Annotated in this window: 24 protein-coding genes, 1 tRNA gene and 1 riboswitch; of the genes, 8 read left to right on the forward strand and 17 right to left on the reverse strand. The window is 69.6% G+C overall.

The window, feature by feature from the left end; genetic code table 11:
- Window positions 1-771, forward strand: a complete 771-nt coding sequence (locus J2S43_RS34490) for a hypothetical protein (protein WP_306836307.1) — start codon at window positions 1-3, stop codon at window positions 769-771.
- A 90-nt stretch (window positions 772-861) separates the two neighbouring features.
- Window positions 862-1,482 carry a glycosyltransferase gene (locus tag J2S43_RS34495; RefSeq protein ID WP_306836309.1) on the forward strand — a complete coding sequence of 207 codons (621 nt, stop codon included), beginning with the start codon at window positions 862-864 and terminating at the stop codon, window positions 1,480-1,482.
- A gap of 627 nt (window positions 1,483-2,109) precedes the next feature.
- Here J2S43_RS34495 and J2S43_RS34500 read toward each other — a convergent pair.
- The 3 genes from J2S43_RS34500 to J2S43_RS34510 form a co-directional block, all read right to left on the reverse strand.
- On the reverse strand, window positions 2,110-2,484 hold the full coding sequence (locus J2S43_RS34500) for a type II toxin-antitoxin system VapC family toxin (protein ID WP_306836310.1): 375 nt from the start codon (window positions 2,482-2,484) through the stop codon (window positions 2,110-2,112).
- Complete coding sequence (locus tag J2S43_RS34505) at window positions 2,481-2,735, reverse strand: type II toxin-antitoxin system Phd/YefM family antitoxin (protein WP_306836312.1); 255 nt, start codon at window positions 2,733-2,735, stop codon at window positions 2,481-2,483. The genes J2S43_RS34500 and J2S43_RS34505 overlap by 4 nt, the downstream gene beginning before the upstream one ends.
- Before the next feature lie 739 nt (window positions 2,736-3,474).
- On the reverse strand, window positions 3,475-3,786 hold the full coding sequence (locus tag J2S43_RS34510) for a DUF1508 domain-containing protein (RefSeq protein ID WP_306836313.1): 312 nt from the start codon (window positions 3,784-3,786) through the stop codon (window positions 3,475-3,477).
- Here J2S43_RS34510 and J2S43_RS34515 point away from each other — a divergent pair, their 5' ends adjacent.
- Window positions 3,787-4,122: a hypothetical protein gene (locus J2S43_RS34515; RefSeq protein WP_306836315.1), complete on the forward strand. Its 336-nt coding sequence runs from the start codon at window positions 3,787-3,789 to the stop codon at window positions 4,120-4,122.
- 124 nt (window positions 4,123-4,246) lie between these two features.
- Here J2S43_RS34515 and J2S43_RS34520 read toward each other — a convergent pair whose 3' ends face one another.
- From J2S43_RS34520 to J2S43_RS34530, 3 genes are all read right to left on the reverse strand, one after another.
- Window positions 4,247-4,801: a GNAT family N-acetyltransferase gene (locus J2S43_RS34520; protein ID WP_306836317.1), complete on the reverse strand. Its 555-nt coding sequence runs from the start codon at window positions 4,799-4,801 to the stop codon at window positions 4,247-4,249.
- A gap of 574 nt (window positions 4,802-5,375) precedes the next feature.
- Window positions 5,376-5,446 (reverse strand) — tRNA-Gly (locus J2S43_RS34525).
- A gap of 47 nt (window positions 5,447-5,493) precedes the next feature.
- Window positions 5,494-6,015, reverse strand: coding sequence for a pyridoxamine 5'-phosphate oxidase family protein (locus tag J2S43_RS34530; RefSeq protein ID WP_306836318.1), 522 nt, complete (start codon window positions 6,013-6,015; stop codon window positions 5,494-5,496).
- Window positions 6,016-6,069: 54 nt separating this feature from the next.
- On the opposite strand from J2S43_RS34530, the gene dcd reads away from it, so the two are divergent.
- Window positions 6,070-6,648 (forward strand): dCTP deaminase, encoded by a 579-nt coding sequence (gene dcd, locus J2S43_RS34535; RefSeq protein WP_306836321.1) that lies wholly within the window; start codon window positions 6,070-6,072, stop codon window positions 6,646-6,648.
- A gap of 61 nt (window positions 6,649-6,709) precedes the next feature.
- On the opposite strand, the gene J2S43_RS34540 is transcribed toward dcd, so the two are convergent.
- The 7 genes from J2S43_RS34540 to J2S43_RS34570 form a co-directional block, all read right to left on the reverse strand.
- Window positions 6,710-7,696: a C40 family peptidase gene (locus J2S43_RS34540; protein ID WP_306836323.1), complete on the reverse strand. Its 987-nt coding sequence runs from the start codon at window positions 7,694-7,696 to the stop codon at window positions 6,710-6,712.
- 15 nt (window positions 7,697-7,711) lie between these two features.
- Window positions 7,712-7,883: riboswitch (cyclic di-AMP (ydaO/yuaA leader) on the reverse strand.
- Window positions 7,884-8,021: 138 nt separating this feature from the next.
- Window positions 8,022-8,861 (reverse strand): LamG domain-containing protein, encoded by an 840-nt coding sequence (locus tag J2S43_RS34545; RefSeq protein WP_306836324.1) that lies wholly within the window; start codon window positions 8,859-8,861, stop codon window positions 8,022-8,024.
- A gap of 195 nt (window positions 8,862-9,056) precedes the next feature.
- The gene (locus J2S43_RS34550) at window positions 9,057-10,031 is read right to left on the reverse strand and encodes a C40 family peptidase (RefSeq protein WP_306836326.1); all 975 of its coding nucleotides are present in this window, start codon (window positions 10,029-10,031) and stop codon (window positions 9,057-9,059) included.
- 185 nt (window positions 10,032-10,216) lie between these two features.
- Window positions 10,217-11,230 (reverse strand): hemolysin family protein, encoded by a 1,014-nt coding sequence (locus J2S43_RS34555; protein ID WP_306836328.1) that lies wholly within the window; start codon window positions 11,228-11,230, stop codon window positions 10,217-10,219.
- Entirely contained in the window at window positions 11,223-12,503 is a 1,281-nt protein-coding gene (locus tag J2S43_RS34560; RefSeq protein WP_306839651.1) for a hemolysin family protein, read from the reverse strand. The genes J2S43_RS34555 and J2S43_RS34560 overlap by 8 nt, the downstream gene beginning before the upstream one ends.
- Before the next feature lie 129 nt (window positions 12,504-12,632).
- The gene (locus J2S43_RS34565; RefSeq protein ID WP_306836330.1) at window positions 12,633-14,789 is read right to left on the reverse strand and encodes a (Fe-S)-binding protein; all 2,157 of its coding nucleotides are present in this window, start codon (window positions 14,787-14,789) and stop codon (window positions 12,633-12,635) included.
- Window positions 14,790-15,258: 469 nt separating this feature from the next.
- Window positions 15,259-15,525 (reverse strand): cell division protein CrgA, encoded by a 267-nt coding sequence (locus J2S43_RS34570; RefSeq protein ID WP_306836332.1) that lies wholly within the window; start codon window positions 15,523-15,525, stop codon window positions 15,259-15,261.
- Window positions 15,526-15,716: 191 nt separating this feature from the next.
- On the opposite strand from J2S43_RS34570, the gene J2S43_RS34575 reads away from it, so the two are divergent.
- The 4 genes from J2S43_RS34575 to J2S43_RS34590 are packed head-to-tail and all read left to right on the forward strand — an operon-like array spanning window position 15,717 to window position 18,789.
- A complete protein-coding gene (locus tag J2S43_RS34575) occupies window positions 15,717-16,517 on the forward strand; it encodes a DUF881 domain-containing protein (RefSeq protein WP_306836335.1) in 801 nt (266 codons plus the stop codon).
- 5 nt (window positions 16,518-16,522) lie between these two features.
- Entirely contained in the window at window positions 16,523-17,857 is a 1,335-nt protein-coding gene (locus J2S43_RS34580) for a class E sortase (protein ID WP_306836336.1), read from the forward strand.
- Window positions 17,858-17,860: 3 nt separating this feature from the next.
- Window positions 17,861-18,142 (forward strand): hypothetical protein, encoded by a 282-nt coding sequence (locus J2S43_RS34585; protein WP_306836338.1) that lies wholly within the window; start codon window positions 17,861-17,863, stop codon window positions 18,140-18,142.
- Window positions 18,143-18,144: 2 nt separating this feature from the next.
- Window positions 18,145-18,789, forward strand: coding sequence for an aminodeoxychorismate/anthranilate synthase component II (locus tag J2S43_RS34590; RefSeq protein ID WP_306836341.1), 645 nt, complete (start codon window positions 18,145-18,147; stop codon window positions 18,787-18,789).
- An 88-nt stretch (window positions 18,790-18,877) separates the two neighbouring features.
- On the opposite strand, the gene pknB is transcribed toward J2S43_RS34590, so the two are convergent.
- Genes pknB through J2S43_RS34610 form a run of 4 tightly spaced genes read right to left on the reverse strand, consistent with a single transcriptional unit; the run spans window position 18,878 to window position 25,033 of the window.
- A complete protein-coding gene (gene pknB, locus J2S43_RS34595; protein WP_306836342.1) occupies window positions 18,878-20,659 on the reverse strand; it encodes a Stk1 family PASTA domain-containing Ser/Thr kinase in 1,782 nt (593 codons plus the stop codon).
- Complete coding sequence (locus J2S43_RS34600; protein WP_306836344.1) at window positions 20,656-22,065, reverse strand: serine/threonine-protein kinase; 1,410 nt, start codon at window positions 22,063-22,065, stop codon at window positions 20,656-20,658. The genes pknB and J2S43_RS34600 overlap by 4 nt, the downstream gene beginning before the upstream one ends.
- On the reverse strand, window positions 22,065-23,585 hold the full coding sequence (locus tag J2S43_RS34605) for a peptidoglycan D,D-transpeptidase FtsI family protein (RefSeq protein ID WP_306836346.1): 1,521 nt from the start codon (window positions 23,583-23,585) through the stop codon (window positions 22,065-22,067). Before J2S43_RS34605 ends, J2S43_RS34600 begins: the two co-directional genes overlap by 1 nt.
- Window positions 23,582-25,033, reverse strand: a complete 1,452-nt coding sequence (locus tag J2S43_RS34610; protein WP_306839653.1) for an FtsW/RodA/SpoVE family cell cycle protein — start codon at window positions 25,031-25,033, stop codon at window positions 23,582-23,584. Before J2S43_RS34610 ends, J2S43_RS34605 begins: the two co-directional genes overlap by 4 nt.
- Between the last annotated feature and the right edge of the window lie 40 nt (window positions 25,034-25,073).

Raw genomic sequence — 25,073 nt, forward strand, 5'->3', positions numbered from 1 at the left:
ATGCGCCCAGCCCTGCCCCGCTCACTCGCCACCCGTCCCGGCCGCTTCGCCGCGTTCCTCGTCGGTCCCGATGATCCGCTGGCGGACGCGGGCCGCTCGGTCGAACGGATCGTCTTCGAGACCGCGTTCGGCCTGGACGCCGACACCATGAAGGCCGAATACAGCGGGTACGACGCGGTCAGCCGCTTCATCGTCGTGCTCGACCGGGTTCGGGACCGCCCGGCCGGCGTCATCCGCCTCATCGACGAGTCCTCGGCCGGCCTGAAGACGCTGAACGACGCGCCCGCGCACATCGGCGGCACCGTCGACGACATCCGCGCCCACCATCGGATGACCGACGGCCGCCGCGCCGTGGACGTCGCCACGCTCGCGGTCCTCCCCGAGTACCGCGGTGCCCGCTCGGTGCTGGTCAGCACGCTGCTCTACCGCACGCTCTACCGCGCCTTCCACCGCGACGGCATCACCCACGTGGTCGCCATGATCGACGAGCCCGCGTACCGCAATCTCCGGCGGATCGGCACCCCGTTCGTACCCATGCTGGGCTCGTCGCCCTTCACTTATCTCGGCTCGGCCGAGAACCGTGCGCTCTACGGCGACTTCCGCGAGTTCGGCCCCGCGATCACGCGCAACGCGGCCCTGCTGCGCGAACAGGCCCGAGTCACCCCGGCCTCACTGCGGAGCCCGCGCCGCCTGCTCCGCCGCCGCGTGGCCGCGCGCATCGCCACCACGATCATCACGGGCGAGGGTCTGGACCGGCAGATCCATCTCTGAGGATGGCCGGTTCGTTTTTGAGGATGGCAGTCGGCAGGGCCTCGTTCAGCCACCGACCGCGGCCTGGCCGCCCCCACCCCGCTCGCGACCGTGCGACTCTGGCCGGAATGGCTGGAGACCACACCCCCGGCCACACTCGGCGAATCCACGCTGCCGATCAGCAGCCAGCCCTACAACACGCCGGCCCGGACCGACATCCCCGCCTTCACCGGCGACCGCCCGGTCATCCTGGTCACCCTCGGCACCGTCGTCGAAGACCTGCCGCTGCTGCGCACCGCCGTCCAGGCCGTCCTCGACGCCGGCGCCGACGCCCTCGTCACCACCGGCTTCGCCGCCACCCCCGCCGACCTGGGCGCGGTCACCGACCCCACCCGCGTCCGCGCCGTCTCCTTCGCCCCCATCGCCCAACTCCTCGACCACGCCCAAGCCGTCCTCGCCGCCGGCGGCTCCGGTACCACCCTCGCCACGCTCTCCCGCGGCCTCCCGCTCGCCTTCATCCCCAAAATCGCCAACCAGCCCCTGGTCGCCTCCCTGGTCACCACCTTCGGCGCCGCACTCACCATCGACACCCCCGACTCCCTCCCAGCCGCCATCCCCGCCCTCCTCACCACCCCGTCCCTTCGCGACCGCGCCACCGCCGCCCAGTCCCTTCTCGCCGAGCGTCCTTCCCCCGCCACCACCTGGACAGCTCTCCGCTCCCGCCTCGGCTGACCACAAAGCCCTCGCCCATCCCGGTAGGCGAGGGCTCCACCCAGCCGCCACCCCTCCACACCGCGCGGCCCCCTCCGACGGCACGCATTCGACAGAAATCACTCGCACGCAGCAATCCGGGCCCAACCCCGGAGCAAACGCGAGCAGCCCGCGCCACGTACCCGCACGCAGTCCTTTCGGGACCCGCTCGCCCTAGGTGAAACCGCAGGCACCCGACGCCGCGCGACCAGAGGCGCGGGGGGTTCCGGGGCTCGGCCCCGAAGCAGAATGCGAGAAGGCCCCGGCTCGCGCTCTCCGCGAGTAGGGGCCTCCGCCAACGAGAGCGGGCGACGGAAATCGAACCCGCACTGCCAGCTTGGGAACCGTACCGGAACCCTGCGCCACCGGCCACCACCGTAAATCGAACCGGCCGCGAGCGGCCTGGAGTGACCTCGACGCGTCTGGCCTAATGGCCCGCCAATGGCCCGACACGATCGGGACCCCAGCGAACGGAGTTGCTCGTCTCCTCGGGAGGGCCTGCGCGCTGATCGGCCGCACAGAAGCTCTCCGCTGTCTCGACGCTCTCACTGAGAGCCCACCGACGCGGAACGTGGACAACCCTTGGCAAGGGCCGCTACTGGGGTACGGTCAGACCTTCAGAAGATCGACGTCGTAGAGGCTCATCGCCGCGTCGCGGGAGGCGAGGGTGAGCCCTTCGGCTGCTGCTTGAGCGATGAGCATCCGGTCGAACGGATCGCGGTGATGCAGCGGGAGCCGACCCGCCGCGATCGCATGTGCGTAGGTGACGGGCAACTCGCGGAAGCCGGCATCGCGGATCTGCTCGGCCAGGTCGGCCGGCCCGGTGAGCTTGCCGGTGTTCTGCTTGATGGTGATCTCCCACAGGCTGACCGGAGAGAGGTAGACGTCCGGGTCGTGGCGTAGCCGATCGAGGATGTCTTCACCGAGGGTCGCATCGCCGGTGATGGCCCAGAGCGCCACGTGAGTGTCCAGGAGAAGGCTCATCCACCGATCCCGAAGTCGTCGGCGATCGCCGCGTTGGTCTCCGGCGAGTCCCAGTCTCCCGAGAGGTCGACCTGTCCAGCCAGTGACCCGATGGCGGTGCGGTTGACCCGGCGCACCAGGGGGATCACCTTCGCGACGGGTGTGCCGGCCCGGTCAATGATGATCTCCTCACCATTCGCCACCCGCTCGATGATCTTCGACAGGTGAGTCTTCGCCTCATGCATGTTGAAGTGCACTGCCTCGGCGGACATCGCATCACCCCCGTGCTTAGCTAACCGGCTAGTCCGAACTGTACCCGGCCCGCTCTCCCGGCGTCGAAGGCTGGAAGCGTCGACCGCATCACCGGCACGCGCCACGCCCGGCGCGTCCTGGTCGACGCGACTAACCAGGCGGTGCAGGCGCCCGCCGGGACGGCCAAGCAAACGAGTAGCGGAGGGCCCGAGGAGAGCCAATGGCACGCTGATGACACGCCCAGAAGCCAGGCAGCGACTGTCCTGGGCTGAAAGCTGACCGCGAGGCCGATGTCCGGAGCCTACAAGGCGCTCCCGGATCGGCGGCATCCCCTCCGGCCTCGAAGCAGGAAACGCCGGGCCGAGCTACACGAGGCCAAACCGCTCACGACAATCAATGAATCCGGCGAACGCGCCGCATCTCCCGAAGGAGCAGCCGGGGTACAAACCCAGAGCCAGACCCCAGGGCACTCACCGCACGTCATTCCTCCCATAGGAAGACGCACGTCGATCCCACGACAGCCCATCCACCGCGACCACCGGAACGTGGGGTCCAGGCTCGGCCCCGGGGAGACAGCGAGCAGAGAACTCCCGACTTCGAGCGGGTGACGGGAATCGAACCCGAACTGTCAGCTCGGGAACTCGCGTAGGAGTTCGAATCAGCCAAGGTCAACGAGCTGCGCCGCAGCTCAGAGACCCGGCGGCTCCCCGCGGCTCCCCCTCGCTTCCCGCCGCTACGGGCACGCAGGGGGCACGCGGATCAGCCTGCCTGAGGCGCTGCCGGGCCGTCCGCCTCGACGATCGGCGCCCGCTGCATTGCGGCCATCAGCGTCGTCAACACGCGGCGTGCCTCGTCCGCGCTGCGATAGCTGGTCGCGCTCGTCGCCAGGATCTCGCCATCGGCGGCCACCAGACGCCACCGGTAGGCGCGCAGGTCTCCGCTGATCAGCTCGAACGTCACCGGGCGGATCTGCGCCGGCGGACCGGTCAGCTCGACCGGCTCGCTCTCGGCAAGCATGGCGTCGAACTCGTCCTCGGTCACGTCGAACTCCGCCAGCTCATCACCCTTCATATGAACCATGATGCGCTCTACACCCCCACCAGCACAGTCCGCAGCCGCCAAATCCCGGGTGGGCTCAAGAGCTTGAAGCAGGAGTCCATCGGGCAGGCGGGTCGGCGGGTCGTCTCGGTTTTGGGTGAGAGGCAGTATTTCGAGCGCGATGCCAAGCGCTTCTTCAGTGAGTGCTACTCAATGCGATCCGCATTGGTGCACGGTAACGAAAAGCGGCCGGCGTGGGAAATTGTCAATGTGGCCGCCTCGCATCTTCAGATGATGGTGGGTGACCTGCTCGGCCGAGAGTTGCTGGGCGTGACCGACGCGGTGTCGCAGTCTGTGGAAGTGGACTAGCCTAAGGTAACGTCGACATGTTTTCTCCGTGAGAGACTTGTCCTTTGGTGCTGCGCGGGCGTATGTAATCGCACACGCCCGCGTTGGTGAATCATGGCGATGCGCAGCTGAGTGGTGGGGCGACCTACAAATCTTGAATTTCCCTTGAGTCGTCGTCCGTTTCGATTTTCGCGTAGAGCAAAGAATCGCGCCATTCTCCATTAGTAAATACGTGATCGCGAAGTCTGCCTTCATATTGCAGCCCAAGCTTGGTAGCTACTGCGATGGAGGCGGCGCTGCTGGGGCCGATGGCTGCCGTAATCCGATGCAGGTTCAGGCGTGAAAAGCCAAATGCGATAATCGTGCGGCTGGCGTCAGTAGCGTAACCTTTGCCCCAGTGGTTCGCATTGGTGGCGTAACCCAACTTGGCGGCCCTGACGCCCCCAAGTCCTAGGCGGACAAATCCCGCAAGCCGATCGCCATCTAGAACAACAGCCAGATAGTATTCGGCGCGCGGTTCAATTGTGGCACGCTCTTTGATGCCGTTGATCATGTCGACAGACTGCCGCATTGTGCGACTGTCAAAGGACAGGTACTGGGTTACTCGGTCGTCGCCGATGATGGCGTGCACGTCGGCCGCGTCGTCGTCGCGGAATTCGCGGAGGGTGACGACGCGGCCGGTGAGGGTTACCGGGTACATGACCCGATTTTGGCCTATCGGGGTAGGGCTGCCCCAGGACGGCGGGTAAATTCCTCGATGGCGTCGATGAGATCGGTGGCGAGGCCAGCGCGGGTGAGGGCCTGGTGGACCCGCTGTACGGAGCTGGTGATGCCGTGGATGCGCTTCTCGGTGGGCAGCTCTGCGGGTAGGCGATCGCGAGACGCTGGACATCTGATTGGAGTTGGTGATCAGGTCGGGGGTGACACCGACAGATGCAGGTGGCACGGTAATGGCACGCGGTCGATCACCAGAGCTTCGAGGTTCGAATGCGGCCTCAGCTCATGACCCGTAATGGCCCAAGCGAGTCCCGGCCGAGTCTTCACCACTGCATCGATCGAACCGCGAAGGTCTCCGTGCGGCCCGGATGACAGCGATCGTCCGTACCCTGAGAACGGGTCTGATCCTGAGGCATTTGACCTGCTCAGCCGGCCAATCTCGCAGGTGACCCACCAACGCGACCACAGGAACGTGGGGGTCTGGGGGCTCGGCCCCCAGGCAGAATGCGAGGAGCCCCCGGCTCGCGCAATCCGCGAGCAGAGGGCCCCTGGCTTCGAGCGGGTGACGGGAATCGAACCCGCACTGTCAGCTTGGGAAGCTGATGTTCTGCCATTGAACTACACCCGCGTGGTGCGGCCTCACTCTACCTGGTTGTCCGTTCTTCGCGCGAGCGGCTATGCCTGTGAGTCGCCGGAGGCGGCGATGACGATTTCGACGCTGGGGGCGTGGTCGCGCCAGACCTGGACGGCGGGGCGGTGGGTGATGTCGGTGGTGAGGGGGGTGGCGCCGCCGCGGCCGTGGCGGGCGAGCATGGCGACGTCGATGGTGAATTCGTAGAGGCGCCAGTCGACGTGGGGTTCGGCGCGGAGGTCGCCGGCGAGGCGGGTGATGCGGGCGAGGTCGGTGACGGCGTGGGCGTGGCCGGCGAGGTAGGCCTCGTCGTCGCTGTCCTCGGGTGGGAAGCTGTGCAGCGCGTAGCGGCCGTCGCGGTCGAGGTCGCGGCGTTTCGGGGAGTCGACGATGAAGCAGAAGAGGCCTTCGTCGGTGATGACCGGGGAGACCGGGTGGACGCGGGGGCCGCCGTCGGAGCGGACGGTGGCGAGGTAGCCGAGGCCCGGACCGTACTGCTGCATGAGGGTGCGGATGGCGGAGGCCAAACCGGGCTGTGAGGTGGCGAAAGCGGTCCAGGTAGCCATGCGGCAATCCTATCGAACATACGTTCGAACAGCCAAGCTCGTTAGGGTAAAACCATGCTCCTCTCTGACCGGGACCTGGTCGCCGAGATCAAGGCCGGCTCACTCGCTCTCGATCCGTTCGAGGCCGCGCTGGTCCAGCCGTCCAGCATCGACGTGCGGCTCGACCGGCTGTTTCGGGTCTTCAACAACCACCTGTACACGCACATCGACCCCTCGGTGCAGCAGGACGACCTGACGTCCGAGGTCGAGGTGCCGGCGGGGCAGCCGTTCGTGCTTCACCCGGGAGAGTTCGTGCTCGCCTCGACGCTGGAGGTGATCTCGCTCGGCGATCAGCTGGCCGGGCGACTGGAGGGCAAGAGCAGTCTGGGCCGGCTCGGCCTGCTGACGCACTCCACGGCCGGTTTCATCGACCCGGGCTTCTCCGGGCACGTGACGCTGGAGTTGTCGAACGTGGCGAACCTGCCGATCACACTCTGGCCGGGCATGAAGATCGGCCAGCTGTGCATCTTCCGGCTGTCGTCGCCGGCTGAGCACCCGTACGGTTCGGAGGTCTACGGTTCCCGCTACCAGGGCCAGCGCGGCCCGACGCCGAGCCGCTCCTGGCGCAACTGGCGCACCTGGCCGACGTCATGAAAAAGGTCGCCCCCGCGGAACGGGGGCGACCGAAACACAGAAGAGCCGAAACACAGAGGATCTAGAGCGGACTGCCGAAGCTGTGCACCGGCATCGCGTCCATCTTCATCATCCGCACCGGCTCCGCGGGGTTGGGCGCGTGCACCACCCAGCCGTCACCGGCGTACATGCCGACGTGGCTGAGGTCGGCGCGGTAGAAGACGAAGTCGCCGGGCTGCAGTTGGTCGCGGCTGACCGATTTCATCAGCCCGCGCTGCGCGGCCGCGTTGTGCGGGAACGAGATGCCGACCTGGTTGTACGCCGCGAGCATCAGGCCGGAGCAGTCGAAGGCGTCCGGGCCGGCCGCGCCCCAGACGTACGGCGAGCCGATCTGCGCGCAGGCGAACTTGATCACGACGCCGCGCTTGCCACCGGGGTACTCGTAGGGGCACGGCGCCGGGGCCAACGCGCCGCCGCCTCCGTTGCCGTAGATCTGGAGCCGGAGCTTCTGCAGCTCGTCGACCTTGGAGTTGATCTCCTTGGTCTTCTTGGCCAGCTCCGCCTCCTGCTTGGTGAGGTCCGCGACGAGCGTGTCGAGCGGCGCCTTCTCGGCCTCCAGTTGGTCCTTCAGCGTGACGACCTCCGCGATCTCCCGGCTCTGGGCACGGGCGAAGTGATCGAGGAGTTCGAGCTGGTTGGTGAGCGTGGTGGGCGAGCCGGTGACCAGGATCGAGCCGATCGTGCTCGCCGGCCCGGTCTTGTACTCCTCCGCCGCGATCTCGCCGACCCGGCCCATGACCAGGTCGACCTCGGCCTGCAACGGCTTGATCTTGGCGCCGAGCACCTCGGCCTGCTTCTTCTTCTTCTGCAGCTCCTGGCGGGTGGAGTTGTGCTTCTCGACCGTGGGTTCGAGCTGGGTCCACGCCTCGTCGATCTGCTTCTCCACCTCGGCCACGCTCGGCTCCGCGTGGGCGGCGGTGCCGCCGAGCGTGACCACCAGCGCGGTGGTCAGCGCGCACATCGCGCCGACGAGGACGGACCGGTTTCGGAGTGCGGCAATGCCTGCCACCGAAGTGTGTGCTCCCTCGTGTCCCTGACCGCCTACCGGGTTAGCTGACGGGTTCGGGCGGGTGAGGGCCGGTGCAGTAGCGCCCACCACAGGGTCATCGCCCTACCGCCGGCCGTTGCCGACGGATTCACCCCGGTGCTGCTTGGGTCCCCGGTTCATCGAATCAATGATTCGGCGGTGTCAGGCTCGCGGCGACCGGGGGTGATCGCCCGTCATCGAGCCCGGCGAACCCCAAGATTAGAGAGGCAAAACGGACACCGCAAGCGGATCCACCCCAAAAATCGGTACGTGAAAGCGCGGTCGCCGTACGTTATGCAACTGTCCGTCAATTGATCGTCACATATACATCGTCGACCTGACCGGCATATTGATCGTTGTTTGCGGTCACGCTCTTGCCGCCGATTCGCAGCGGCTCGGGATTCGCGATGGACAGCCGGGCCGGCAGCCTCGTCGACCCGCGCGCCACGCCGTCCACGTTGATCGACAGCGCCCCGCCGGCCCGCACACAGGCGACCGCGTGCCAGCGGCCGTCCGCCACCCGCACCGGCGCGACCACCCGGTAGATGCGGGCCGGGCTGGCCACCACGCAGCTGGGCCGGCCCGCCAGTCCGTCGACCTGCAGCTTGTACTGGGTGCCGCCGCCGACCGAGAAGCCCTTCTGCACCACGTTCGCGCCGTCCGCGGTGTCGGTGGGCCGCATCATCACGGACGCGCCGTACCGCAGGCGCCGGAGGCCGGGGTTGAGCGTGACCGGGTCGCCGCCCTCCAGGATCGCGCGTGGGCAGTTCTGCGGCAGCGCGGTGCAGCGGGACGGGAAGGCCGCGGCCCAGCCACCACCGTGCCGGGCGAGGCGGAGCGCGCCGCCGACCGCGGTGCGCGTGCGCATGCCGTACCGGCCGGTGACGTCCAGGAACTGCCTGCCCGCGCCGCCGTCGAACGTGTATCGCACCGTGACCGGCCCGGGCGCGACCCGCGCCACCTCGGTCGGGATCGGTTCGTCGGCCGGCGGCACCACCTCGATCCCGCCGTCGTCCACGAACGGTTCCAGGGAAGAGGAGAAGGTGGAGGGAGAGGAGAGCGGGGAGGGAGAGGCGGAGGGAGCTGACACGGGCGGGGCGGACGGACCGCCCGTGACCGCCACCACGCCGGCGAGCAGCGCGATCACCGCGCCTCCCACGGCGACCGCAGCCACCCGGCCTGTCAACTTAACCGGCATACGGCCTTTTTCGGACATTCCCCCATTGTGGGTATTGCCGACTGCGCACAACGGCCCACCCACCGAAGCGCGCGTCAAAATCATGCAAAAGCAGGAGCCCGCACCGGTACGTCCGGTGCGGGCTCCTGCCCGGGAAGTGCGACGTCAGACGTATCGGCGGAAGCCGACCACCGGCATCACGTTGATGCTGAGCACCTCGACCGACATGCCCGGCTGCGGCGCGTGCACCATCATGCCGCCGCCCAGGTAGATGCCGTCGTGACTCAGGCTGCTGTTGAAGAACACCACGTCGCCCGCGCGCGCCTCGGAGCCGCTCACGGCCGTGCCCATGTTCCACTGGGAGACCGTGCTGTGCGGGAGGCCGACGCCGGCCGCGCTGTGCGAGAAGGCGACCAGGCCGGAGCAGTCGAACGTGCTCGGGCCGGCCGCACCGAAGACGTACGGCTTGCCGAGCTGCGCGCAGGCGGTCGCGACCACGACCGCGGCCGCGCCGGTCGCGCCGCTGGCCGAGCAGGAGCCGCCACCGGAGGTGCTGCCGCTGCTCGGGACGTTCGCCACCGAACCGTACGCCTCCTCCTGCAGCTTCTCGAGTTCCTCGATCTCCTTCTCGACCGCGGCCTTCTTGGTCGCGAGCTCCTTCTCCCGCTTCTCCTGCTCGGAGACGACCTTGTCCAGCTCGGCCTTCTGCTTGTCCATCTCGGTCCGGGCGTCGGCCACGGCCTCGATGTCCTCGCGCTCGCCCGCGGCCAGCCGGTCGAGGTAGACCAGCTGGTCGGCCAGCGCGGTCGGCGAGCTGGTGCGCAGGATCGAATTGAGGCCGGACGCGGGTCCCTCACGGTAGGACCGGTTGGCGATCACGCCGACCTTGTCCACCGCGACCTGCATCTGGTCGTTCAGCGGCTTCATCTTCGCTTCGAGGTCGGACCGCTTCTTCTGGTTGCCCTTGAGGTCACTGCGGACCTTGTTGTGCTCCTCGATCATCGGCTCGAGCTCACCCCACTTCTCGTCCATCTGAGCCTCGATCTGCGCGAGGGTGGGCTCAGCGTGAGCAGGGGCGGACAACAGCGTCAGGCTGAACAGGACAGCCGCGCCGGCCGAGAGGAATGCGCGCGTCAGCACGCGATGGGGACGCAACGAGAGCCTTGGCGTCACCGGGGCTCGCCTCCGAGGGGGGTGAGAGGTCTGCCGGACCGGATTGGATAGTGCCGGCGGAGTAACGGAGACTCACCTTAGGACGTTTACCCGTCCGTTATCAACCCAATGGCGATTACCAATTCGTACCGCATTCACACCACCACGAATAGTTACGCTAAATCACCACCAACCACCGCAGTAAGCACATCATCCAGCGTCAGAATCCCGAGTGGAGCACGACCGTCGCTGACCAGCACCATGTGCTTGCGTTCGCGCCGCATCCCGATGAGCAGATCCGCGAGGGTACGGTCCGGTGGCACCACCGCCAGGGGCCTGATCACCTCGGCCGGCACGGCACGGCGGCGCGCCTCCCCCTCGTACCCCAGGATGTCCTTGACGTGGACGAATCCCAGCACCCGGCGGGTGGAGCGCTGGACCACCGGGAACCGCGACCGCCCGGTGCGGGTGGAGAGCACCTCCAGCGACGCCGGTGACACGTCCTCCGAGACCGTCACCACGCTCAGCCAGTCGCGCAGCGCGCCCGCCGCGGTCTGCCGGCTCAGCGCGAGCGCGCCGGTGATCCGCGCGTGCTCCTCGTCGCCGAGCAGCCCCTGCGCCTGCGCCTGGCTGGCCAGCCCGGCCAGCTCGTCCGCGGTGAAGACGGTCTTCGCGGTGTCCGCGGTCTCGATCCCCCCGAGCCGCAGCAGCTGCCGGGACGCCCACTTCATCGCCAGCAGCAGCGGCTTCGTGGCCGTGCAGAACGCCAGCAGCGCGGGTCCGAGCCAGAGCGCGGCCGGTTCCGGGCCGGCCAGCGTGATGTTCTTCGGGACCATCTCGCCGAGCACCGTGTGCAGGCCGACGACCAGGCCGAGCGCGAGCGTGAACGCGATCGGGTGCACGGCCGGCTCCGGCACGTGCAGCGCGTGGAACGGCATCTCCAGGTAGTGCGCGATGGCCGGCTCCGCGATCGCGCCGAGGCCGAGCGAGCAGATCGTCACGCCGAGCTGGGCTCCGGCGATCATGAGCGGGATCTGGTTCATCGCGGCGAGCGCGAGCCGGGCCTGGGCGGACGTCTCGGCCAGCGGTTCCAGCACGGTGGGCCGGGACGCGATCAGCGCGAACTCGCCGCCCACGAAGAACGCGTTGCCGAGCAGGAGCAGCGCGGTCACACCGATCTCAAGCATCCGGCGTCACGATCCTGACCCGCTCGATCCGGTGCCGCTCGACCTCGATCACGGTGAACTCCCAGCCGTCCGCGCGCACCACCTCGCCGGGCACCGGGATGTGGCCGAGCCGGGCCATCAGGAAGCCGCCGAGCGTCTCGTACGGCCCTTCCGGCAATCGGAACCCGGCCTGTTCCAGCAGCTCGTCCTCGCGCAGCACGCCGTCGACCACGATCGTGCGTCCGTCGCGGGGCGGGGCCGGGACCAGCTCGGCGAGGTCGTGCTCGTCCGAGATCTCACCGACCAGCTCCTCGACCAGGTCCTCGACCGTGACCACGCCGTCGGTGCCGCCGTACTCGTCGACCACGATCGCCAGGTCCGCGTTGCCGGCCCGCAGCGCCGCGAGCACGCCGTCCAGGTCCAGGCTCTCCGGGACCAGCACCGGCTCGCGCGCGACCGTGCCGACCGTGGTGGTGGCGCGGCGGTGCAGCGGCACGCCGAGAGCGTCCGGCACGCCGGCCACGCCGGTGATCTGGTCGAGCGTCCGCTCGTACACCGGGAAGCGGGTGCGCCCGGTCTGGCGGGCCAGCGTGATCAGCTCCGCGACCGTGTCCGTGGCCCGCAGCGCCACCACGTCCACGCGCGGGGTCATCGCCTCGGCCGCGCGCTTGTCCGCGAACCGGATCGTGCGCCGCAGCAGTGCCGCGGTCTCGGCCGACACCTCGCCCGCGTTCGCGGAGATGGTGGCGAGCAGGCCGAGCTCGTCCGGCGAGCGCGCGCTGGCCAGCTCCTCCTGCGGCTCGATGCCGAAGCTGCGGACCACCCGGTTCGCGGCGTCGTTGAGCGCGCGGATCAGCCAGCCGAAGACCACGGTGAAGACGCGCATCGGCGCGGCGGTGAGCAGCGCCGCGCGCATCGGCCGGGCCAACGCCGCGTTCTTCGGCACCAGCTCGCCGAAGAGCATCGAGAAGAGCGTGGCGACCACGAGCGCGAGCAGCGGGGCGACCGCCTCCACGCGCGGGCCGAGCAGCGGGCGCAGCGCCGGGCCGATCAGGTTCGCCAGCGCGGGCTCGGCGAGGTAACCGGTGAGCAACGCCGTGATCGTGATGCCCAGCTGCGCGCCGGAGAGCTGGAAGGAGAGTTGGTGCAGTGCGGCACGCACGCCCCGGGCGCCGCGGTCACCGATGTCGGCCCGCCGCTCGATCTCCACGCGGTCCACCGTGACCAGCCCGAACTCCGCGGCCACGAAGAACGCGTTGCCGGCGGTGAGCAGGGCGAAGATGACAAGTGGCAGCAGTGTGGTGAGTAGGAGCCCGTCGATGATCGATTCACCTCGGCCTTATCCTGCCGCAACCGGCGCGGCACCTGGGGTAGATCCTTGTCTTCCCCGGGTGCCGCGGTAAAGCATCAAAAGCTCAAAATCTTACGCAGACGGTACGTTGTCCGCCTTGATCGATCGGAGCAGCACCGTCGCGACGTCGACGACCTCGACGTCCTCGTGCCGGCCCTTCGCGTTCACGCCGTCGCCGAGCATCGTGTAGCAGAACGGGCAGCCGACCGCGATCGTCTGTGCGTTCGTGGCCAGCGCCTCCTCCGTACGCTCGATGTTGATCCGCTTGCCGATCTTCTCCTCCATCCACATGCGCGCGCCGCCGGCACCGCAGCAGAAGGAGCGTTCCTGATTACGCGGCATCTCCGTCAGGCCACCCTTGACCGAGGAGCCGAGCACCTCGCGCGGCGGCGCGAAGACCCGGTTGTGCCGGCCCAGGTAGCACGGGTCGTGGTAGGTGACGCCGCCGTCCACCTGGTTGACCGGCGTCAGCTTCCCGGTCGCGACCAGGTGGCTGAGCAGCTCGGTGTGGTGCACGACCTCGACGTCCAGGCCCAGGTCCTTGTACTCGTTGCCGAGCGTGTTGAAGCAGTGCGGGCAGGTGGCGACGATCTTCTTGACGTTCGCCTCCTTAAGCGTCTCCACGTTCTGCTGGGCGAGCATCTGGTAGATGAACTCGTTGCCGATCCGCCGCGCCGGGTCGCCGGAGCAGGTCTCGCCCTCGCCGAGGATCGCGAAGTCGACGCCGGCCTCGTGCAGCAGCGTCGCGACCGCGCGGGTGGTCTTCTTCGCCTTGTCCTCGAACGCGCCGGCGCAGCCGACCCAGAACAGGTACTCGAAGTCGTCGTCGCCGCCGGCCCGCTTGATCTCGAAGTCCAGGCCCTTGGTCCAGTCCTCGCGGGTGTTCTGCGGCGAGCCCCAGGGGTTGCCCTTGTTCTCCAGGTTGCGCAGCATGACGCCGGCCTCGGACGGGAAGTTCGACTCGATCAGCACCTGGTAGCGGCGCATGTCGACGATGTGGTCCACGTGCTCGATGTCGACCGGGCACTGCTCGACGCAGGCGCCGCAGGTGGTGCAGGACCAGAGCACGTCCGGGTCGATCACGCCCATCTCGGCCTCGGTGCCGATCAGCGGCCGGTTGCCCTCCGCGACCGCGAGCACGTCCATGTGCGCGAGCTGGGCCTCGGTGGCCTTCTCCTCGCCGGTCAGATCCTTGCCGCCGCCGGCCAGCAGGTAGGGCGCCTTCGCGTACGCGTGGTCGCGCAGGGACAAAATCATGAGCTTCGGCGAGAGCGGCTTGCCGGTGTTCCACGCCGGGCACTGCGACTGGCAGCGGCCGCACTCGGTGCAGGTGGAGAAGTCCAGCAGGCCCTTCCAGGTGAACTGCTCGACCTGGGCGACGCCGAACTGGTCCTTCTCCGGGTCGGCCTCCTCGAAGTCGAGCGGCTTGCCCTCGCTGGTCATCGGCCTGAGCGGGCCGAGTCCGGAACCGGCCGCCCTGGCCGGCTCGCGCTTGAACCAGATGTTCGGGAACGCCAGGAACCGGTGCCAGGCGACGCCCATGGTGACGTTCAGCGAGATCACGATGAGCCAGGTCATCGAGATCATGATCTTGACCATCGCGGCGACGCTGGCGCCCGCCTCCCAGGACGGCAGCACCGCGCCGATCGCGTGGCTGACCGGCGCGGCCCAGACCGGGTAGGCGAAGTGATCGGTCGCGACCTTGAAGCCGCGGATCAGGAAGCCGAAGATCAGGACGAGCAGCACGATCCACTCGACGAAGTAGCCCTGCCACATCGTCGAGCCGGTGAACCGGGAGCGGCCGCCGGGCCGGCTCGGCCGGTTCGCCAGGCGCACCGCCATCAGGTAGACGATGCCGAGGATGCCGAGCACGGCGATCCACTCGGTCGCGAAGCCGAAGACCACCCAGTGGCCGATGATCGGCAGTTCGCCGGTGGGCGTGACGACCTCGAAGTACGCCTCCAGCACCAGCAGCGACAGCACGATGAAGCCGACCATCACGAACCAGTGCGCGGCGCCGATCAGGCCCCACTTGAACATCCGGGTGTGGCCCGCGGTCTCCTTGAGCATGACCACGGTCCGGGACAGCGGGTCGGACAATCGTTCCGGCGCCGGCTGACCGAGCCGGATCACCTGGATGATCTGGCGAACCGCGCGAACCGCCAGCACGACGGCGACGGCCGTGATGGCGAAGGCGACAATCGTCGTCACGATCTGGACGCTGCCCATACGAAAGGCCTCCCGGGGCTGCTGCGAACGGCTGCAGTCTCCCAGCAGCCTACGCGCCCATTACCCGCGAGTAACTACAGGCGCGCCGTAACGTGAAGCATCTCGCAGCCCGCAAAGAGCGGTGCCGCCGGGATCACCCCAGATGCCCCGCCGCACACCGGGCCGCCTTACCGCAGCCCGACCACGGGAGCGCGGAGGTCCGGGACCGCCTTACCGCAACCCGGCCACGGGAGCGCGAGGTCCGGGGACCGCCTTACCGCAACCCGACCACGGGAGCGCGGAGTCCGGGGACCGCCTTACCGCAACCCGACCACGGGAGCGCGAGGTCCGGAGACCGCCTTACCGCAACCCGACCACGCACAGCGGCCACCGGAACGTGGGGGTCCGGGGGGGCGCCCCCCGGGTCAGCATGATGCGTGCGCCCCCTGTCCGCGCTTTCCGCGGACAGGGGGCGCCCAAGCACGCATCGTCAGCGCCAGCGCGTGAAGACGATCAGGGAGGCGACCATCGAGCCGAAGCCGACGCCGAGGTTCCAGTAGCCCCAGGAAGCCACCGGGTACTGCTGGCTGGAGAGGTAGTAGAGCACCAGCCAGGCGATGCCGGCGACCAGCAGCACACAGGCGAGCGCCGGCACCCAGACCGGGCTGGGCTTGCCAGCCGCCGCACCGGTCTTCGCCGGCCCGAGCTCGGCGGGCGGGGTGTAGACCTTCTTCTTGCGGACCTGCGACTTAGGCACTGCGTTCTCCTGTGGTTGCCGTCTTGGATCCGGGTCGCCCGCTGACCAGGCGACCGGTGAGAGCGGCGGTGGTCCGTGGCGAACTACTGTTCGTTCGTTAGCGTAGTCAAGGCGGCGCGCTAAAGCATCGACGGGCCGCAAAGAAACTGTCACAGGTCGCGCTCTGCGGACACGGGGAGGACGAAACAGGCGTGGAGTACACCGACGACGTGCGGTCCTGGCGGCAGGTGCTCGGGCGGGCCACCGGGGCGCTGCGTCCTGGCCGGCGCGGCCGTGCACCGACCGTCTGGTCGATCGGCACACCCGTGATCGCGCTGGCCGCGGGCCTGCTCTTCACCACCAGCGCCACGACGGCGGCCGGCACCGCGCTGCGCGAGGACCGGCGCCCGCAGCTGGCCCAGCTGATCGAGGACGAGCGTGACCGGGTGACGGCCGCGGAGGAGCGGGCCGACGCGCTGCGCGACGACGTGCGGGCGCGGACCGAGGCGCAGGGCTCCTCGGACGGCTCCGTCAAGGCGCAGAACGACCGCGCCGACGGCTACCAGCAGCAGGCCGGCTTCACCGCGCTGGGCGGCCCCGGCATGCGCGTGGTGCTGGACGACGCGCCGCGCACCGACACCACGAACGGCGCCACCAACGACGACCTCGTCGTGCACCAGGGCGACGTGCAGGCCGTGGTCAACGCGATGTGGGCCGGTGGTGCCGAGGCGATGTCGATTATGGGAGTTCGGGTCATCTCGACCAGCGCGGTACGCTGTGTCGGCAACACACTGCTTCTCCACGGGCGGGTCTACTCACCGCCCTTCGAGATCATCGCGATCGGCGATCCGGAGCCGATGCGGGCGTCCCTCGCGTCGTCGTCCGGGGTCCAGGCCTTCCGCCAGGCGGTGGCCGATTACGGGCTGGGTTATCGAGAGACCGTGGAAGGGAACACCACCGTGCCGGCGTATGACGGATCCACCGCCCTGCGCTCGGCGGATGTCCCCGGGTGACCCCGATGAACAGCGACAAGCCGCCGTCCGGGCGCCGCGGCCAGCCCGCCACGTACGCCGCCAGTACGTATTCGCCGGCGCCCGCGCCCGAGGAGCCGCCCACGGAGCCGGCCCCGGAGAGCACCGCGATAATCCCGCGGGTCTACGGCGGCACCGCACCGAACCCGCCGGCGCCGCACGTGCGCCGTCCGGAGACGGCACCCCGCCCCTCGCCCTACCCCAAGACCTCCCAGACCGGTGGGTACGGGCCGGCGGCCGACACCCAGACGACGGCGCCGCTGCCGGCCCGTCCGGCCGGTCCACGGCCGCCCACGATGTCCCCGCGCCAGGCCGCGCCCGCGCCGGTCGCGCCGCCGCTGGACACGACCACGGCCCGGCCCCGGCCGTCTGCCCCGCCACTCTCGGACCACACCGCGCAGCTCCCCGCGCAGGACGCGCCGGCACGCCCGCAGCGGCCGGCCGCACCGGCGTCGCCGATCTCGGAGCCCACGATGATGATGGGCGCGATACTCGCCGCTGACACGGCGCGGAAGAGCCCGGACGAGAAGACGCCCGGCGACGGCGGCGGCAAGCACGCGGAGAACAAGATCCCGCGCGGCGCCAAGGTCGTGCAGCTGCGCGCGGAGCGGCTCGAGGACGGCTACAAGAGCGTCTACTCCGAGCTGACCCGGCCCACCTGGCTCACCCGCACCATGGCGGTCGTGCGCGGCGCCGGCGAGCTCATGATCACCTTCGGCATGATCGTGCTGCTGTTCGCGGCGTACGAGGTGTGGGGCTCCGGCGCGGTCGTCGACGCGCACCAGGACGACCTGGACGAGCAGCTCAACCAGGCCTGGGACAACGCGCCCACGGTCGGCCCGACACCGACCGCGTCCGCCGAGGCGGCGCCGGACGGCCCGGTCGGCCGGCTCTACATCCCGCGGCTGGACAAGCGGTGGGTGGTCAACCAGGGCGTCACGCCGGAGGACATCCGATACGCGCCCGGCCACTACCCGAACAGCGCGATGCCCGGCGAGGTCGGCAACTTCTCCGTCGCCGGCCACCGCAACCGCGCCACGTTCTGGGCGCTCGACGAGCTGGTCGAGGGCGATCCGATCGTGGTCGAGACCAAGGACTCCTGGTTCATCTACCAGGTGACGGTGGAGCACATCGTCAAGCCGAACCAGGTCGAGGTCGTCGCGCCGGTGCCCAACCAGCCCGGCGTGGAGCCCACCGAGCGCATGCTCACGCTGACCACCTGCAACCCGAAGCTGGACAACTACGAGCGGCTGATCATCCACGCGGAGCTGAGCAGTCAGGAACCCCGCGTGCCCGGTGAGAAGCCCTCGGTCCTGGAGTAACACATGTACGCGTGGATCTGGCGCAAGCTGCCGTTCGGCACCCCCGGCAAGATAACCGGCTCCCTGCTGATCACCGGCGTGCTGGTGGCGCTGCTCTGGTTCGTGATCTTCCCCTGGGCCGAGCCGATCCTGCCGTTCGACGACGTGCAGGTCGGCGACGACTTCGGCACCTCGACGCAGGCTCCGGCCGGCGACGGGGCACCTGCGGGCACGACCGCCCCCGGCGACGGCCACGACGTGCCCTACGACACCGCGACCAACAACCCCGAGCCGACGGCGAGCTGACGATGCGCATTCTCGTGATCGACAACTACGACTCGTTCGTCTTCAACCTCGTGCAGTACCTCGGCCAGTTGGGCGCCGAGTGCGAGGTGCGGCGCAACGACGAGATCGACGTGGCCGACGTCGGCCGCTCCGGCGCCGCCGGGGTCCTGCTCTCCCCCGGCCCGGGCACGCCCGAGCGCGCCGGGATCATGCTGGACGTGATCCGGGAGTACGCCGGGAAGATCCCCCTCTTCGGCGTCTGCCTCGGCCACCAGGCGATCGGCGCCGCGTTCGGTGCCACGGTCACGCACGCGCCGGAGCTGCTGCACGGCAAGACGTCCCTGGTCTCGCACTCCGGTGACGGCGTGCTGGCCGGCCTGCCGCAGCCGTTCACCGCGACGCGCTACCACTCGCTGGCGGTCGTCCCGGAGACGCTTCCGGACGAGATCGAGGTGACCGGCACGACCGAGTCCGGCGTGGTGATGGCGATGCGGCACCGCACGCTGCCGGTCGAGGGCGTGCAGTTCCACCCCGAGTCGGTGCTCACCGAGGGCGGCCACACCATGCTGGCCAACTGGCTCGCCGCCTGCGGCCTGTCCTCGGCGCTGGACCGCGCGCCGGAGTTGGCCGCGGAGGCGGAGACCCGCCGCCTGGGCGCGTTCGTCTGAGCGGCCGTACCCCCGCCGGGTTCTGCTGATCCTGAAACGGCCGAGGGCCGTGACCTTCGCGGTCACGGCCCTCGTCTCGTTCGGAGCGTCAGTCCGCCTCACCGGTCGGCGACACCGGCGGCGGTGTCGTCGGGGTGCTGTTGCCCCCGCCCGGCTCCTCCGACTCCTCCGGGCCCGCCGTGGTCGGGTTCGGCGCCGGCGCCTGCGGCACCGTGATGACGATCTGGACCCGGCTGCCCTGCTCCGCCTGGCTGCCGGCGTTCGGGCTCTGGTCGGCCACGACCGGCGCGGTGCCGGCCGGAACCGACTGGCCGTCCACCTCTTCCACGGTGAAGCCGGCCTGCACCAGCAGCGCCCGCGCCGCGGCCGGCGGCTGGCCGGTCACGTTCGGCACCTCGGCCATGTTGCCGCGGGACACCTCGACCACGATGGTGGTGCCCTTCGCGACCGAGTCGCCGACCTTGTCGACCTTGACGACCTGACCCTCCGGGGCCGTGCCGTTCACGTCCCGCCGCTGCGGCTCCAGGCCCGCGTCGGTGAGCTCCTTCTGGGCGGCGTCCCACTGGGTGCCGACCAGGTTCGGCACCTGGACGGTGTCCTTCTCCGCGCACATGGTCAGCGTGACCGTGTCACCGCGCTCTGCCGTGGCGTCCGCCTCCGGGCTCTGCTTGACGACCTGGCCGACCGTGCAGTTGTCCGTCTGCGGCTTGGGGTCGTAGGCGGGCACGAAGCCGTCGTCCCGCAGCGCCTTCTCGGCGTCGTCCTTCGACATGCCGACGACCGCGCTGACCTGCAGACTTGTCGGCTCCTCGGTCCCGTCCGACCGGAATGCGATCCAGGCGATCAGGCCGATCACCACCAGCACCGCGACCGCGCTCAGGCCGGCGACGACCCAGGCGGACGACTCCCTCTGCGCCGGGCGCGGCGGCATGCCGCCACCCTGCGGGATCGTCCGGGTCGCGCCGGAGGTGGCGCCGAGGTACTGCGTCTCGTCCTCGCGCATCACCGGCGTGGCCATCACCGGGCGGCCGGTGGCGGCGCGCAGCAGGTCCGCACGCATCTCGCCGGCACTCTGGTAGCGGTTCGCCGGGTTCTTCGACAGCGCCTTGAGCGCGATCGCGTCCAGGTCCGGGCCGGCCTCGGGGTTGAGGTCGCTCGGCGTCGGCGGCTCCTCCCGGACATGCTGGTAGGCGACGCTGACCGGGCTGTCGCCGACGAACGGCGGGTGACCCACGACCAGCTCGAACAGCACGCAGCCGGCCGCGTAGACGTCGGACCGGGCGTCGACCGGCTCGCCGCGCGCCTGCTCAGGCGAGAGATATTGTGCGGTGCCGATCACCGCGCTGGTCTGCGTCATGGTGGTGGCGCCGCTGGCCAGGGCCCGCGCGATGCCGAAGTCCATCACCTTGACCTGGCCGGTCTGGGTGACCATCACGTTGCCGGGCTTGATGTCCCGGTGGATGATGCCGTGCCGGTGGCTGAACTCCAGCGCGGCGCAGATGTCCGCCATGATCTCGAAGGCGCGGCGCGGCTGCAGACGGCCCTCGGCCGTCAGCACCTCCTTCAGAGTCCGCCCGTTGACGAACTCCATGACGATGAACGGCAGCTTCTCACCGGTGGGGGCGATCTCCTCGCCGGTGTCGTAGACCGCCACGATCGCGGGGTGGTTCAGGGCGGCGGAGTTCGACGCCTCCCTGCTGAAACGCATCTGGAAGGTGTTGTCGCGGGCGAGATCCGTCCGGAGCATCTTGATCGCGACGTCCCGGCCGAGCCGGAGGTCGCGGCCTTGGTGCACCTCGGCCATACCGCCATAGCCGAGCAGCTCGCCGACCTGGTACCTGCCGTTCAGCAGGCGGGCCTGCGCAGTCATCTCGTCTGTAGTCCTTCGGTCATGGGGAGCTCGTTCGTCCCCGGCGCCGGCTCGCCGCCGGCCTGGTCGTTGAACACATGCGGGACCGGTCGATCATTCTCGATCGCCCGGTCCGGGTCAATTCGCTCATCCCGACGGTACGACGCAACCGGAAGAATGTCAGTTCCAGCGGCGGTGACGACCCTCGTCACACCCGGCGGAGTGCCGAGCGCCGTGGGGTTGTTCCGACCGGCCAACCAGGCGATGACCCCCGCGCAGAGCAGCACCAGCAGGCCGAGCACGATCGCGAGCACGATCAGCACCTGCCGGCTGGTGGAGCCGCCGGCCGGTGGCGGGTACATCGGCGCGTAGTGCGGGACCTGCTGCTGCGGCGCCCCGATCGGGGGCGGCACGGTCGCGGCGCCGCGGATCGGCACTCCACCCATCATGGGCTGACCGCTGATCGGCGGCGCCACGGCCTGCTGCGGACCGGGCGCACCGACCGCGGCCGGTGAGGTCGGTGACGCCGGGCCGGTGGCCGGCGGTGCGGAGACCCGGCCGGTGATCGGCGCGCCGGAGCTCGGCCGGTTGGCCGGGCGGGGCGTGTTGGCCAGCGCGGCCGCGGCCTGACGTGCGGCGACGGCCATCGCGGCGGCGCTCGGAAAGCGGGCGGCCGGCGCCTTGGACATCGCGCGCTCGACGATTCCGCGTGCGGCCGGCGGGATGTCCGCCGGGAGCGGCCGCGGCGTGTCCCGCACGTGCCGCATCGCGATGTCCAGCGGGTTGTCGCCCTCGAACGGCCGCCGGCCGGAGAGGCACTGGTAGGCGACCACGCCGAGCGCGTAGACGTCCGAGGCCGGCGTGGCGGTCTCGCCGGAGGCCTGCTCCGGTGAGATGTACGCCGCGGTGCCGAGCACGGAGCCGGCCACGGTGAGCGAGCCGACCATGTCGGACCGGGCGATGCCGAAGTCGGTGAGCACCAGCGTGCCGTTCGGCCGGACCAGCAGGTTGCCGGGCTTGACGTCGCGGTGCACGATGCCCTTCTGGTGGGCCGCGTGCAGCGCGTCCGCGGCCTGGGCGACCAGCGCCATGGTCCGGGCCGGGGTGAGCCGGCCGACCTTGCCGAGCGTGCGGGAGAGCGCGTCGCCCTCCACGTACTCCATGACCAGGAACGCGACCTGGGTGTCGCTGCCGTAGTCGTAGATGTCGACCACGCCGGGGTGGTTGACCGTGGCCATCGTGCGTGCCTCGCCGCGGAACCGCTCCGCGAAGCCGTGCTCGTCCAGCAGCGCCGGGAGCAGGATCTTCACCGCGACGGTCCGGCCGAGCACCTCGTCGGTGCCCTTCCAGACGTCACCCATGCCGCCGCTGGCGATCCGCTCCTCCAAGCGGTACCGACCGCCGAGCATGGCTCCGGGGGCGATCATCAGTTCCCGCCCCGCTCCGACGTGACGGCCTTCAGGATCTGGCCGGCGATCCGGGTCGCCTCGGCTGAGCCGCCGTCGCCGGCCGCCTCCAGGAAGACCGCGACCGCGGAGACCGGCTTGCCGTCCTTCATCGCGTAGCCGACGAACCAGCCGTGGTTGTCCGTGACGCCGTTCTGCGAGGTACCGGTCTTGCCGCCGACGTCGTAGCCCTCGACCTGCGCGGAGGTGGCGGTGCCGTTGTTGACCACGCTCTCCATCATGGTCTGCAGGTCGCGCGCGACGTCGCTGTCCACCGAGCGGCGCAGCTCCTGCGGGCTCGCGGTGTAGTGCGTCGAGGTGCGGTCCGGCCCGAGCAGCCGGTCCACGATGTAGGGGCGCATCTGCACGCCGTCGTTCGCCACCGCGGCCGCGATCATCGCGCCCTGCAGCGGCGTCATCCGCACGTCCTTCTGGCCGATCGCGGACTGGGCGAGACCCGCCTTGTCCTCGGAGCCGTCCGGGTTCGCGATCTCGCCGGTGGTGCTGGTGGCGACCGTCAGACCGGTGTTGTTCTTCAGGTTTCCGCAGGTCAGCGCCGTGTCCTCGAAGCCGAAGTCGGCGGCCTTCTTCTTCAGCGCGTCCGCGCCGAGCTTCTCCACCGCGAGCCGGGAGAAGCTGGTGTTGCAGGAGACGGTCAGCGAACGGATCAGCGTGATCTCCGACTCCGGGCAGACGCCCGGACCCGCGTTCGTGATCTCGTGCGTGGTGCCGGGCGCGGTGTACGCCGGGCCGGCCTGCACGCTGGTCTCCGGCGTCATGCCCGCCTCCAGCGCCGCGGCCGAGTCAATGATCTTGAAGACCGAGCCGGGCGGCCAGACCTCGGCCACCGCACGGTTGAGCAGCGGTTTGCCCTTGTCCGCCTCGTACTTCGCGTACGCCGCGGCGGCCGCGTCGGCGTCGTGGCCGACCAGCGGCGTCGGGTCGAAACTCGGCATGGAGACCATCGCCTGGATCCCGCCGGTGCTCGGGTCGATCGCCACCGCGGCGCCCACCGTCACACCCAGCTCGTTCTCCTTGAGCTGCTTGTACGCCGTCTCCTGCGCCTTCTTGTTGACGGTGAGCAGGATGTTGCCGCCGGCCGACTCCTCGCCGGTGAACAGCGCCCGCACCCGGTCCGTGAAGAGCTCGTCGCTCTGCCCGGAGAGATAGTCGTTCTCGAAGCGCTCCACCGACGTGCTGCCCATGTAGACCGGCTTGTAGCCGGTGACGTGCGCGTAGAGGTCACCGAACGGGTACTCCCGCTGGTAACTCAGCGCGTCGTCGGTGAGCTTGCTCAGCGCTACCGCCTCGGTGGCGGTGCCGGAGTTGACCTCGACATTGCCGCGCTGCTGCCCGTACTCCGCGATCTGGGTCCGGGTGGTGTTGTACGCGTTGGTCCGGTACTCCTCGCCCTTCACGGCCTGCACCCAGTTGAGGTTCGCGAAGAGCATGCCGAACAGCACCATGATGACGATGCCGGCCTTGCGCAGGGGTGCGTTCACGGGCGGATCACCTCCGTCGGGGCGCCGTGCAGCTGCTGCGGCGCGGCCTTGCCGCCGGGCGCCGTCGCGAGGCCACCGCCTGCGGCGAGCGGGCGCCGCGCGGCGTCCGAGATCCTCAGCAACATCGCGACCAGCAGCCAGTTGGCCATCAAGGAGGAGCCCCCAGAGGAGAGGAACGGTGTGGTCTGGCCGGTCAGCGGGATGAGACCGCTGATGCCACCGATGATGACGAAGACCTGCAAACCCATGGTGAACGCCAGGCCACCAGCGACCAGCTTGCCGAACGAGTCCCGGACGTCCAGCGCGGCGCGGAGGCCGCGTTCCACGATGAGCAGGTAGAGCATCAGCAGCGCGGCGAGGCCGAAGAGCCCGATCTCCTCACCCATGCCGGCGAAGATGAAGTCGTTGCGGACCTCGGGGATCAGGCCCGGCGCACCGCCGCCCGGCCCGGAGCCGAAGAGGCCGCCGGTGCCGAGCCCGAGCAACGACTGGACCAGCTGATAGCCCCGGGTGTCCGGCTCGGAGAACGGGTCCAGCCAGATCTGCGCGCGGTCGTAGAAGTTGGCGAACGGGCCGCCGATCGAGGCACCCAGGAAGTAGGCGAGGAACACGCCGCCGAAGAAGAGCAGCAGACCGATGATCAGCCAGCTCACCCGCTCGGTCGCCACGTAGAGCGTGACGATGAACAGGCCGAAGTAGAGCAGCGCGGTGCCGAGGTCCTTGACGAAGACCAGGACCAGCAGCGACATCATCCACACCACGAGGACCGGGCCCAGGTCGCGGCCGCGCGGGAAGTCGATGCCGAGGAACCGCTTCGCGGCCAGCGACAGCACCTCGCGCTTGCGCACCAGGTAGAACGCGAAGAACACGACCAGCGCCAGCTTCGCGAACTCACCGGGCTGGATCTGGAAGCTGCCGAACTTGATCCACAGCTTCGCGCCGTTGACCTCGGAGAAGCGCGCGGGCAGCACCGCCGGGATCATGATGAGCACGATGCCCATCAGACCCAGCGTGTACGAGTAGCGCGACACGTTCCGGTGGTCGCGGATCAGCACGAGCAGCGCCGCGGCCAGCACCACCGAGATCAGCGTCCAGGCGAGCTGCCGGCCACCGACCCCGGAGAAGGTGGAGAGCGCCGCCCGCTCGGCCACCTCGGTGCCGCCCAGGTCCAGGCGGCGGAGGAAGCCGACGCCCAGGCCGTTGAGCAACGCCACCGCCGGGATGAGCGCCGGGTCGGCGAACGGTGCCAGGAACCGGACCACCACGTGCATCGCCAGGAACACCCCGGCGAGCGCCGCGGTCGGCACCCAGAAATCCGGGGTGATCGTGTCGAGCATGGTCGCCTCGACGGTGGCGTAATACGCCAGCACCAGAAGAAGCGCCAGCGCCAACAGCGCAAGCTCGCTGTTGCGGCGCTTGGTGCTGTCGGCGGACTTGAGTCGCGGCATCTCGCCCGTTGAGGCGGGCGAGGCTGCCGGTGCTGCTGGC

Origin of the sequence: Catenuloplanes nepalensis (assembly GCF_030811575.1) — a bacterium.
Taxonomy (GTDB): domain Bacteria; phylum Actinomycetota; class Actinomycetes; order Mycobacteriales; family Micromonosporaceae; genus Catenuloplanes; species Catenuloplanes nepalensis.